Genomic DNA, 12,379 nt, shown 5'->3' with positions numbered 1-12,379 from the left:
ATCATGCGCCTCCGATCAATTCGGAAGCGGCCATGGCACAGCTGCGACTGGCGGAGGTGCCGGCACGGCCATGCAGTTCGAACCAATCGGTTGGCAGACCGCATCCGCAACTGGCGCCGGCGTGCAATGTCGCCAGATCGCCCATGACCACGGCATGGGCGGGGCTCGACGAAATGTACGGCGAGACGAATTCCAGCAAGCCGCGCTGGCCGTATGGCTGGACAGTGAAATCGGATGGGTTACGCACGAGAACCTTCGAATAGATCGGCACATGAAAATGATGGTGGGCACACTGGATATAAGGCACTGCATGCTCTACGGCGCCATAGCCGTCCCGACAACGGCGCAGGTCGATACCCAATTGCCGATTGATTCGGGCATACAACTGATTCAGGGGAATCTCCTGTGCCGCCTGGGTTTTCCAGCCGCCCCCCAGAAACACCAATGACTGGGCAGGCAACTGCAAATCGGACACGCGGGTGTCTTCCATGCATTGAAGGGTATGCGCAAGGAACGCCGGAAAACCGAGAATGCGAACGGGCAATCCTTCTTCGGCAAACTCCTGCAAGGCTCGAATCACACCGAAAAGGTCGAACTCGTGACCTTTTCCGGTCAAGCGCAATCCATAAACGACACGGTTGACGGGGGCATAGCTGCAAAGAAACTGATCGGTATAGGCAGTGCCCAAGGTGATGGCCGCCTCGGGCTCATAGCTCAGGAGCAGATAATTGCAGGGACTGTCCGGTGTATCCCAGCCGTAGTGCCGGAAAATGTGGCTCACCATGCCTTGTGCCGCGGCCATGCTGCGATGGTCATAGCGCATGCGACTCTTCTGGCCGCTGGTGCCGGATGATGTCAGCTCCAGCGCGCCTTCGCCTGTGGGACCGAACACCAAATGACGTTTGAAGTAGTTGGCGAAAATCGGCGGCAGCCTTGACCAGTCATCCAGTGTCTCCAGGGCGCTGGCGTCAAGATCATTGGCGTTCAACCAGCGTTCGTATCCGGGCGTGTGATGACAATGAAACAGGCTGATTTCGCCCATGGCCCGGTCGAACAGGCCGTCCGGCACGGAATCCAGGCAATAGGGTTGCGCTAACGCACAAAGCGCATCGGTATGGGGTAGATGGATCATCAAAAATCCTATGCTGTGAGTGTCATATGGCAAGGGCGGTATGGGGGCGCCGCAGAAACAGTCGCAAGGGCAGCAGACACAAGAGCCCCGCGAGAGCTGCCATCAGGGCAAAGGCCTCAAGGCTTTTACCGCCACCCAGCGCAGCGATAATCGAGCCCCCACCACCCATGACAGCGATAGAGATCATGCCTATCGCGGCTGAAACCAGCCCTTTACTGTCATCGCTGGAAAACAGCGCAAGCCGGTACAGCGCGGCGTTGCTCATGCCAAGACCGATGGCGTAGAGCGATAGGCAACTGACCAACAAAAGTGTCGAAACACCGGTGAAAGCGATAACGACTAATGCGATGAGGCCGCCGCAAAACGGCCAGAGCGCGTATCGAATCAGTTGGGGCAGTTCAGTGTTGGCAATCAATCGGTTGAGTATCAGATTGCCGAGAATCACGGCTGCAAATACCGGGATCTGCCACAGGCCGTAGTGCAAGGGGGAGAGTCCCTGGTTCTGGATCAGCAAGAGTGGCGCCAACCCGATCCAGGCAATCAACGGCAGGCTCATCAATCCCAAGGCAACAGTTGCGCGCAAAAATTGCGTATTGGTGAGTACCGCGGCGTAGCGGCGCATCGTGCCGCCCCATTCAAAGGACACGGCCGCCAGTCGTTGACCGTCCTGACGCAAGGTGCCCACAGTTTCCGGCATGTACCAGTAAAGGCCCAGCCAGACTATTGCGCCGCCGACACCTAACAGAAAAAACAGCTCCCGCCAGGAGAGCCATTCCAGCATCAGGCTGCCGAGCAAGGGGCCCAGCAGCGGGGAGAGCAACGCCACGTTGCCCAGCAATGCCATGATTTTTACTGCGTCGGCTTCACAGAAGACTTCTTGCAGGGCTGGATAACTGACCGCGATGACAAATCCCAATCCCATGCCTTGAATCAGGCGCAAACCATTGAAGACAAAGATGCTCTGCACGTAAAACGCCGCGACACAGGCTAGAGTGAATACCGCACAACCGATGAGTAGCATCCTGCGACGACCGAAATGATCGGACAGCGGACCGATAAGCCATTGCAAAAGAATGCCCCCTGCCAAATAAAGATTGAAGGCGTAAGGAACATGACTCGCACTGGCATTCAGTTGATGGGTTACGGTCAACATGGCCGGCATGATCATGTCGCTGGCCATATAAGTCAGAAGTTCGAAAAGAGTGATTGCAAGGCAAAACCCAAGTAGTCGAGGCGAACTTATATCTATTAAAGAATTGCGCATGATGTTCCTGTTGGTGCCGGAAGTTTGATGAGGCGGCAGAACAAGAATAGCCAGAGGTCATGAAGAATTTCATGTGCTTATTTGGGGCAAAAAGCTTCAATATTTTTCGTTGTGTGTCGGATTGGTATTTTGGGGGGGGAGACTGGGAGCTTGTAAATAAAATCTCGCCAAATAAGAATTGTTCTGCACGAAACATGCCCGCTATCAAGTAGGCGTTTATACGAGGCTTGTAGGATAAGTTCTTCGTGTTGTGGGTGAATAAGTCGGTTGTTTATCCGGCCAAGAAAACAATTTAATGTTATCGATGCTGATAATAACCCGCTGCGCTATGGTCGTAATGGTGATCGCCATGCCAGCCACCGTAGGGGAAAACGATGCAGCCACTCAGGGACAAGAGCAAGCAAGGGAATCAGCTGTGTGATTCGACGAAACATTTCAAAATCCTCATGGGTTATCGCGCAATGAAGTCAAAACTCGACATCGGCTGTAACATAAGGCCTCGTTTGCAGCCCCTCATTCCCGCAGAGCGGTAGTGGCTTGGCATGCAGACGGATACAAACCGGATACATTTTTGGTTCAGGAACCCGCAATGACCCAGTCGCAACGTTTGAAATACTCGATTCTGATTTCCCTGGTGGTACTGGGGATCATGTTCGGCCTTTCCTGGCTGCAAAATGCAGGGATCATCACCGAGCAGCTGTTCCAGTACATCGCCATTGGCGTGGCGGTGCTCGTGGTGGTGATCAATGGCGTGATGCGTCGCAAGGTCAAGCCTTGAGCGCTGCCCCCTGGCCGGATTGCTCGCTGTAAAGGACGGCGGCGGCCTGTGGGTGCAGGCTGTAGCTTTTGTCCGGATTGAGGGTGACCACGCCTTCTGCGCACAAACGTTTCAACACTTCACGGACACTGAGAAAGGACAGGGGGATGTCCAGGTCCAGCAAGTGGCTGTGTACGCCACGCACTCCCAGGCGGCGGTCGTTTTCGGCGGCGGTCAGCAACGCGTCGATGACTTTGAGGCGAATCAGGCTGGTACGCAGGCCAAAACTCTTGAGCAGAAACCTGATCCGTTCGTTGCCGTGGCGTTCGGCTTGTTGATTGAAAACGCCGGAGCCCAGGGTGCTGGCCTTTGGCGCATGGCTACCGTCCGTTGGCAGTTGCGGGTTGTACATGCAAAAACTCCTTTTCAGAGCCTGATCAGGAAAAAGTGATGGGTGCTCTCAATCAATAAGACGAATGAGCCAGGCAAATAATGAAGGCCCACATGTAGAAAATTTGTCGCCGTTACGTCAGCGGCCCGTGAGTCGGGCGTGCGGACGTCCTAAATTTTTGCTGGTTGCTTCGTTTTAAGGGGAGGCGCATTGCGTGTCATACGTCTTTTCGATCAGGAGCGAGCGTGATTATTTCCAGGCAGTTAACCAGGTTGAGCCTTGCGGGTGTGTTTCTGGGGCTGAGTCTTGCGGCAAGCGCGCGCAGCCAGCCAGAGCAGGCGACGGCCGAGATTCGTCGAACCAGTTTCGGCGTGCCGCATATTCGTGCCGACAACGAGCGCGGGCTCGGCTATGGCATTGGCTATGCCTACGCTCAGGACAATCTGTGCTTGCTGGCCAATGAGATTGTCACCGTCAATGGCGAGCGCTCACGGTATTTCGGCCCGGACCAGTCTACGGTCGAAGAGCGCGGGAACCTGGCCAGCGATCTGTTCTTCAACTGGCTGAATACCCCCCAGGCTGTCGCCGCTTTCTGGCAGGCGCAAACACCGGAAGTCCGCGAGCTCATCGAGGGTTACGTGGCGGGTTACAACCGTTCGCTGACAGAGCGTCGAGCGCAGGGTTTGCCGCAGCAATGCCAGGGTGAATGGGTGCGCGCGATTACCGCGCAGGACCTGGTCAAGTTGACCCGACGTCTAATGGTCGAAGGCGGCGTGGGGCAGTTTGCCGAAGCATTGGCCGGCGCTACCCCGCCGAAAACCGTTGCCCGTCTGGCGGGCGAGCCGGCGTCGTTCCAACTGGCGGCTTCGCGCATGCAACGCTTCGCTCTGGATCGCGGCAGTAACGCCGTGGCGGTCGGCAGCGAGCGTTCGTTCAACGGTCGCGGGATGTTGCTGGCCAATCCGCACTTTCCTTGGGTCGGTGGGATGCGTTTCTATCAGATGCACCTGACCATTCCCGGCAAACTGGATGTCATGGGCGCCGCGTTGCCCGGCCTGCCCATGATCAATATTGGTTTCAACCAGCACCTGGCGTGGACCCACACGGTGGATTCGTCCAAGCACTTCACGCTGTACCGCCTGCAACTCGATCCCAAGGATCCGACCCGTTACCTGCTGGATGGCAAGTCTTTGCCGATGAAAAAGCAGACGCTGGCGGTGAACGTGAAGCAAGCCGATGGCCAGACCCGGCAGATTTCCCATGTGGTCTACAGCTCGCAATTCGGCCCGATTGTGCAATGGCCCGGCAAGCTGGATTGGAACAACCAGTTTGCCTACAGCCTGCGCGATGCCAACCTGGAAAACGACCGCGTCTTGCAGCAGTGGTATGCGATGAACCGTGCCGCCAGCCTCAAGGATTTGCAGGCATCGGTGCACAAGATTCAGGGGATTCCGTGGGTCAATACCCTGGCGGTGGACGATCAGGGGCAGACGCTTTACATGAACTTGTCGGTGGTGCCGAACGTCAATGCCGACAAGCTGGCCAAGTGCAGCGATCCGCGGGCCGGATTACAGATGATCCTGCTCGACGGTTCCAACAGCGCCTGTGCCTGGGACATCGACCCGCGCGCTGCGCAAAAAGGCATTTATGCAGCAGACAAGTTGCCGCAACTGCTGCGCAAAGACTTTGTGCAGCATTCCAATGATTCGGCCTGGATGGCTAACCCGGCACAACCGCTCACCGGTTTCTCGCCGTTAATCAGCCAGGACAATCAGCCGTTGGGGCTGCGTTCGCGTTTCGCACTGGAGCGTCTGGGCACGTTGAGCAAGGCCGGCCCTGTCGCTGCGGCAGATCTGCAACACATGGTGATGGACGATCAGGTGTATCAGGCGGCCCAAGTGATGCCGGACTTGCTGCAGTTCTGCACCGCGGATCTCGGCGCCGATGCGCCGACGCTTACGCCGCTGTGTGCCAGCCTCAAGGCGTGGGATCGCCGGGTGAATCTGGACAGTGGGCTGGGCTTTGTGCATTTTCAGAATGTTATGGTGCCGTTACAGCAAATCCCTGACATCTGGCGTGTGGCGTTCGACCCGAAGGATCCGCAACACACACCACGTGGCCTGGCAATTGAACGGCCAGACGTCGCCAAAGCGATTCGGGCGGCGATGCTGGCTTCGGTCGAAAAGGTAAAAACCCTTGGCCTGAAGGCCGATAGCCGCTGGGGCGATATCCAGGTGGTCAGCAGTGGCGGGCAGCAAACGCCGATCCACGGCGGACCGGGCACGCTGGGTGTGTATAACGCGATCCAGAGCGTGCCGAGAACCGACGGCAAGCGCGAAGTCGTCAGTGGCACCAGCTATTTGCAGGTGGTGACTTTCGATGACAAGGGGCCGCAGGCTCGGGGCTTACTGGCATTCTCGTTGTCCAGTGACCCGGCGTCGAAGTACTCTCGGGACCAGACACTGGCCTTTTCGAAAAAGCAGTTGAGTGTGTTGCCGTTTACCGAGCAGCAGATCACGTCCGATCCGCAGTACCAGGCTCAGACGATCCGCGAGCAGGATGAAAAAGCAGGGAAGATCGCCGCGCAGTAGTCGAGATAGCGATTGAAGCAAAAGTGAAGGCCGCACCCCGCAAGGGTGGCGGCCTTCAGCTTTTTGGGGCTTGTTGCGGGATCGAATTGAGGACCGGATTGCCGTCCTTGTTGCGGGTCAGATAGACCGGCAGCACCTTGGGCAACGAAGCCACCAGGCTGTGGAGCTCTTTGATGTTGTAGACACCACCGAGGCGAATCGAGCCGGTACTGTGGTCGGCGATCATGACTGGCTTGTTCAAATAACGATTGATCAAGGGCAGGGCATCGGTCAGCGTCAGATCATCGAGCACCAGTTTGCCGCTGCGCCACGCCAGTGAATGGTCATTGGCAGAGGTCTGGCTGATTTGCGGCGTGAAGTCGCCGTGTCGGTAACGTGCCTGCATGGCAGGTTCGAGACGCAGGCCCTCGCCGGGCAGGGCGCCGTTGCTGGTCACCAGCACGGAACCTTCGATCAGGTTTACGCGAACCTGGTCCTCATACATCCAGACGTTGAATCGGGTTCCGGTGACGCGAATCCTGCCATCGGCTGCCCTGACAATGAACGGATGCTGCAGGTCATGACTGACGCTGAAGAAGGCTTCGCCTTTTTTCAGCGTGACGCGACGCTGGTCCTTGTAATTGCTGAACGTCAGTTCACTGCCCAGGTTCAGCTCCACCTGACTGCCGTCGCTCAGCGTGACTTGGCGAACATTGTCGGTCGCCTCGAAATGCTGATAGGCATTGGGCAGCCAACCCAGGTTCCATCCGGTATAGGCCGCCAGCGGCAGCGCAAGGGCGCAGACGGTGGCGGCAATGCTGAAGGTGCGCCATGGCGTTGCTGGTCTGACGCGAACGGCTGGCACGACGGATTCGGGACGAGGCAAATCCCCAGCCACATCCCAGATCTCCAGCATGGCTTCGTACTCAAAGGCATGCAGCGGATGAGCATTACGCCATTGCTCGAACGCCAGGCGTTCTTCGGCGGTGCAGTCGATGGCGTGCAGGCGCATGCACCAGTGCGCAGCGGCATCGGTGATCGCGTCGTATTGAGCTTGCGAGAGAGAATTGTCGGTCATTGACTCATCCTGATTTCCTGCATTCTAACCTTGAGGGGAAGTCTGCGAGAACAACCGTCATGGCAATTGCCCATCAAAGTACGACTTATTTTTTACCTGGACGCCCTGAACACCGGGCATCGCCAGGCAGTATCCATAAATCGAGTGAAAAAAGGGTCAAGACCTCCGCACGAACAAGCATGTGCAGATCGGGTGATTCGCGCATGCTTTTATCATGAGGTTCAGATCAAGTCGTCGGTCAGCACCGGATCCAGTTGTCGGCCCATTTCGCTTATCAAGTAAGCGATCGAGTCAGCGTTGCGCAAAATGATGTCGGTTCGCTGGTGCACATTCCGTGGGTTCAGGAAGATGTTGCGAGCTTCATCCATTGTTATGCCGCCCGTCGTTTTGAGGATGTCCTTGCCCACATGCTCCAACCCCACAATCGAGTCCAGACTGATCCATGACTGTAATGTGCTGTTCCAGCGCGCAAACAGTTCTTCCTTCGGGGTGTCCAGGGACAGTGCTTGTCGCTGGAAATCCTGCTGCGTTTGTTTGACTGTCGCACCATAACGGGTGACGGTGGCAATGAGGTCGGCGAACGGACGCCTTGCCTCAACCTGTGCAATATCCACGGTCTTTGAAAAAAGATGAGAGAACTCATGAATCAGGGTAGCGGCCCGGGCATGGTCGTCGACGTCGAAAGGCTCAGTCAGACAGGACTGGTACCAATCGAGTTGCTGGTCAAAGAACCTCTCCGTGAAATGCACACGATTCTGTGCGTCATTATCTATAACAAAAGCAATCGTGTTGCCGATTTCGTATTTGTTTGATCCGACCACAAAACGTTCGGTGTTCATGAAATCCACGTTGGGGTCCACCAGCGCTGTGCAAATGGGAACGATGACTTTTTTGATTTTGTCCAGAAGGTTGGCGTCGATTTGGTCAGCGTCAAAAAAGGCTCTGAGAAAGGTATCCAGCCGCGTTCCCGAATTCAGCTGTCTGAGCTGTGCCAGGTTATGCAGACTGTTAAAAGCGTAATAGCGAGCCAGGTCTATTGCCTGCACGATCATGCGTGCTTTTTCCGGGTGTTTTGCCCGAATGTCTTTCATTCCCCGTGCTTCGATATTCAGAACCTCTCTGGCATATTTAGCACTGACATATTGATTGTGCATTTTCGACAGGGCTTTTCCATAGTGGACAGTATGGATGTCCGGATCGAGCACCAGTTGCTTGTCAGGCGTGGTCAGTAGCGCAGGGCCTTCTTCCTTGTCTTTGATCATTCGCCAGATCGCCCCGGGTCTGGTCACGCGGTACACCTTGCCCGCGATGGGGGCATAGGTTTGTCTGCTGGTCATTTCCAGGTAAGTGCCATCTGCACTGTTCTTCTTTAAATCCTTCAGCTCGACGGCGGTGGTTTCGAAAGGCTACAGTGACGTGCGCGTCGGTGCAGTGGTTTTCACTTGCGACCAGTGCGGTGCGGCCACAGGAATGGCCGCCGGTTCGGCAACGGTATCGGTCGTTGCCTGCGCGCCGATCGATTCTTCCAGCGATAACCTGCCCAGTGACACCATCTGCACCGCACCAGCAATAAAATCGAGCACTGCCGGTTTCCAGTGGTGGTCCTGCAGCGCTTCGGCCGAGTTCTTGAAGTCTTTGTAGGCTTGCCATAGAAACAGCCCATAAGCGAGTTTGCCGGGTAAAAGGCCCGCGAGCCTGTGGATGCCGGAGCTGAACAGGTTTTTGGCTGCCTCCCAGTCTGACTGGCCGCCGGCTTCGGACTGAGCGCCGAGCATTTGCCACAGCAGGCTTGTGTTGTCGCTGAACAACCGGGTCAGCAAGTTGCCGCCGATGGGGTTAGAGGCGAGGGTGATTTCGCTCGCTTGTCCGACGGTGGACTTCAATAGATTGCGAACCCCGGATTGCGCACTTGCTGGAAGGCGACGTATCAGCAGCTCCTGTAATGGTCCCGGCGTATTGATCGCCGAGATAACGCTTGTCTCATTATCGAATTCGGTGAATGGCGAGTCTGCATGGTAGGGGGCATACAGGACTTGCGGACCTTTCTGACCGGCGCCGGGACCGATCAGGTACAAGCCCAGTGTTTTGACGGCTGCAGTGCCGACAGTCTTGATCAGCTCCAACGGACGGACAATCGCGTGGGCGCCGTTGACAGCAGCCCGGGCGATAGCGTCCGGCATGTCCATCACCTGTCGAATCAAGTCGAAGCCGCTGTCGGAAAGACGCTGTTGCAGCTTCTGTTCATGGGCGTGTTGCATCAATTGCCAGGGCAATTGCCGAATGAAGCGCAGCCTTCGAATGTCTGCATCGGCGCTTTTGTTGGACAAGCTGTCTATGACCAGTTTTGCGTAGGTTTGCTGAATGTTCAGTGACAGCAGGAGTTGCCTGACAGCGGACTGGTTCAGGCCTTGCGGAAGGGATTGAGTGGTTTTCGAAGCGATCTTGAACCCTGTGCCCTGGGCAATGTTGGCATGGTTCAAGGCAAACTCGGTCAGGGATCGAGCGGGGCCGGCCAGGGTCAGGTTGGGGATGATTTCGATGTCGTCGGGGTCTGGCGGTGTCCCGGAGAAGCGGCTACCGAGCAGTGACACCAACGTGTCATGCACATAGGACCTCAGCGTTTTTATGCCGTGCAGGTAATCTTTATCATCGTCGACGCTGTTGCAGTATTGCTCCAGCAATTCGATGTGCAGCTGCTGTTCTTCGACGGGCGCCATTGCAAACCAGGCGGGCAAGGACTGCTGTCGGGTAATCGCCTGCGCGATCGAGGTGGCTCTGTGCAAATTGGTGTCGATCACTGTTTTGGTCAGGGTTTCAAGGGCTTTGGTCTGTTTTGCATCGTCCAGCTTCAGGGCGCGCAGGTGTTCGCAGCGTCCCAGGAAGTGGTCAATCGATGATTGTGATAACCGCTGCAAGACATGACCTTCAATCAGTCGCAACGCGCCGAGTGAATAGCGCTGGTGGAAGGTGCGTTGGACCGGGGAGAGGTTTTCCAACAGCGCCAGACGTTTGTGCGGATCAAGCAGGCGTTGCTCCAGTTCCTGCTTTGCATGACTGACGGTGTCAAAGACTTCCAGGCCCTGCGCAGGTGTCCATAGAACTGTTCGGCCCGAATGCCGAGGGTCGAGCCCGCCACGCTCGGTCAACAGCAAACAGTTGGCCAAGGGCAAGAGATTCGTTTGGCCGGAGTGCTCAAGGGTCAATGAATAGGCGTCAGGCCGGAATCCCTTGAGTGACAGACGGCTTTTACGATCCGAGTGATCCGGATTGAGCACCGTATCGACCATGGCCCGATCGGGGTTGTCCCAAGTGGCACCCAGTACCCGAAGGCTGGCTTCGCCGCATATGCCTATGGAAAAGGCATGAGCCAGTCGGGACTTCATGTTCTCCAGATGGACTTGCTGCAGTCCCGGCGAGGTGACGGGTTGAGCGGCAAAGTCTGCACTGATCAGCGTTTCGATATCGCTGAAAGTTTTCACGAACGCCGCGGCCCTGTCTGCCAGCACCATGGAGGGCTGTTGATTGCCCGACAATACCGGCCGCGTACTCCAGCGTCCCTGGGTATCCTGCGTCAGCAGTTGCTCGCTGATCATCGAGCGGATGTCCAGCGTCTTGTCGAACAAGGCGTTGATGTCCACGATGCCGTCGCTGTGACGGAAAACCTGCAGGGCATACTCGATGTTCTGCTGTTGTTTGGTGATGATTGCTTCGAACAGCTTTTTGAAGATAGAACCGGAAATCGCTTCCCCAGAGACATTCGGCCGTTCAAAACCGATGAAGCGCTGACGTTCCTCCAGACTCAGGAGGCCGTAGAACTCATCCTCGTGACCGACCGCGCTGAATTTGCTCAACAAGGTGTCTTTGAGGTCCTGATAGTCTTTGAGTACCTGCAACCCTTGAGTGGGGGTGTAGAGAAACGCATTGCCGCCATTGATCATCAGCGAGCCTGCCAGCTCCACATAGCTGGCCTCATATTCCCAGAGACGCACGGTTTCGACGGTCAGTGTCGCGTACGTTCTGCTGGTCGGCTCGATCAGCGAATGCAAGTCCTGGCTTTGTTCAGGCGTGATGATCTCGGCTTCGCGCTTGAGCAGGAGCTCCGCTCGCGCCTTCTGCGCGATGGCCTTGCTGAAAAATTCGCGACGTGATGCGCCATCGACACTCACTGCGTCCCAGTAGCTATTCATTTGCTCGGAAAGCAGGCTGATCAGTTTTCGGGAGGCAGTGGCTACAACGGTTTCCCAGTATTGCTGGTCAGCGCTGGCCGGGTGTTTTTTCGGGTGGGAAAACTCATGTGATTGCCCCGACGGCCAACGTTGATTGCGGTAATACAGCAGCACGGCATCACTCAAGGATATGGCGTTGATCCAGCGCCGTGCCGGAGTGCTTTCCTTATCGTGTTCATCGGCAGTTGCCGCGGAATAGAAACTGACCTGGGTCTGGCGCTGATCCAGGCCGGGGAAGGCTGATTTCAGCAGTTCATTCAGCACCGCACCCAACAGCGAAGTCAGTGTCGGCAACGCTTTCAACTCCTCGAGCATGGCCTGATCGTTCATTTGCTGGTGTGCGGTGATGGTGCTGCTCTGATCTTCGAACACCTCGCCTTCGATGGTTTGAAAGGTCACCTCGATATTGGCGGCATCTGCCAGCGTTCTGCGTTGAGACAACGACATGAAAGCCAACAGGTCGTCGTCCTCGGTCGCGCTGTTCAACTGACGCTTAAGCTGTTCGGTCAAGGCTGAGCGGCTGTCGTACTTCTTTATGCCGGCATACGGGGTGTAGAGAATTACGCCGTTGTCATCCGGTGTGGCGCTCAGCACGAAGCTGCCGGCCAGAGGCACGGGTTCCAGGTCGTTGGTCTTGAGCAGGATTTTTTCGGCGAGCATGGGCGGTTTCTGTTCATCGCGTAGCGTGTGGTTGGCTAGTTGCAGGTGACTGAACCATTCGAAGTCCTTTTGCGTCAGCCCGTGGATTTGGCCAAGTTTCCTCCAAAGGCCGGGAGACTTCAGGGCCTGAGGGAAAAACAATGGAGTGGCAGGTGTAGGCATCGTCGAGTCTCGTTCAGGGCGCGATTGAAATGCGCCGATGGATTGAGCCTCGAGACTAAAAGTCAGTGGCGCCTGCAAGGTGGTAAATAGTTACCGCACAGCCTGCCGGTTGGTCGTGCAAACTTGAGAAGAAAGCAGA

At 56.4% G+C, this 12,379-nt stretch carries 6 protein-coding genes and 1 pseudogene; 2 read left to right on the top strand and 5 right to left on the bottom strand.

Going from position 1 to position 12,379, the window contains the following annotated elements; all coding sequences use genetic code 11:
* Position 1: 1 nt before the first annotated feature.
* Positions 2-1,132 (bottom strand): LuxE/PaaK family acyltransferase, encoded by a 1,131-nt coding sequence (locus ACZ3HH_RS11050; protein ID WP_465804516.1) that lies wholly within the window; start codon positions 1,130-1,132, stop codon positions 2-4.
* A 22-nt stretch (positions 1,133-1,154) separates the two neighbouring features.
* Positions 1,155-2,396, bottom strand: coding sequence for an MFS transporter (locus tag ACZ3HH_RS11045; RefSeq protein ID WP_465804514.1), 1,242 nt, complete (start codon positions 2,394-2,396; stop codon positions 1,155-1,157).
* A gap of 589 nt (positions 2,397-2,985) precedes the next feature.
* On the opposite strand from ACZ3HH_RS11045, the gene ACZ3HH_RS11040 reads away from it, so the two are divergent.
* Positions 2,986-3,174, top strand: a complete 189-nt coding sequence (locus ACZ3HH_RS11040; protein ID WP_007901365.1) for a hypothetical protein — start codon at positions 2,986-2,988, stop codon at positions 3,172-3,174.
* On the opposite strand, the gene ACZ3HH_RS11035 is transcribed toward ACZ3HH_RS11040, so the two are convergent.
* Positions 3,164-3,565 (bottom strand): fe2+ zn2+ uptake regulation protein, encoded by a 402-nt coding sequence (locus ACZ3HH_RS11035; protein ID WP_465804513.1) that lies wholly within the window; start codon positions 3,563-3,565, stop codon positions 3,164-3,166. The two genes, ACZ3HH_RS11040 and ACZ3HH_RS11035, sit on opposite strands and share 11 nt — an antisense overlap.
* Before the next feature lie 224 nt (positions 3,566-3,789).
* On the opposite strand from ACZ3HH_RS11035, the gene pvdQ reads away from it, so the two are divergent.
* Entirely contained in the window at positions 3,790-6,135 is a 2,346-nt protein-coding gene (gene pvdQ / locus ACZ3HH_RS11030) for a bifunctional acylase PvdQ (protein WP_465804511.1), read from the top strand.
* 55 nt (positions 6,136-6,190) lie between these two features.
* Here the strand turns inward: pvdQ and ACZ3HH_RS11025 are convergent, their stop codons facing one another.
* Positions 6,191-7,192 carry a FecR family protein gene (locus ACZ3HH_RS11025; protein WP_465804509.1) on the bottom strand — a complete coding sequence of 334 codons (1,002 nt, stop codon included), beginning with the start codon at positions 7,190-7,192 and terminating at the stop codon, positions 6,191-6,193.
* A gap of 221 nt (positions 7,193-7,413) precedes the next feature.
* Positions 7,414-12,240, bottom strand: a pseudogene (locus ACZ3HH_RS11020) (dermonecrotic toxin domain-containing protein).
* Positions 12,241-12,379 lie beyond the last annotated feature (139 nt).

This window comes from Pseudomonas sp. PME37.24/025 (assembly GCF_055556615.1).
This window is presented reverse-complemented; position numbering and strand designations above follow the sequence as displayed.

Bases quoted from the DNA above. Each gene is read 5' to 3' on its own strand.
- ACZ3HH_RS11035 (WP_465804513.1), bottom strand. From the start codon at position 3,565: ATGTACAACCCGCAACTGCCAACGGACGGTAGCCATGCGCCAAAGGCC.
- ACZ3HH_RS11025 (WP_465804509.1), bottom strand. From the start codon at position 7,192: ATGACCGACAATTCTCTCTCGCAAGCTCAATACGACGCGATCACCGAT.
- ACZ3HH_RS11050 (WP_465804516.1), bottom strand. From the start codon at position 1,132: ATGATCCATCTACCCCATACCGATGCGCTTTGTGCGTTAGCGCAACCC.
- ACZ3HH_RS11040 (WP_007901365.1), top strand. From the start codon at position 2,986: ATGACCCAGTCGCAACGTTTGAAATACTCGATTCTGATTTCCCTGGTG.
- ACZ3HH_RS11045 (WP_465804514.1), bottom strand. From the start codon at position 2,396: ATGCGCAATTCTTTAATAGATATAAGTTCGCCTCGACTACTTGGGTTT.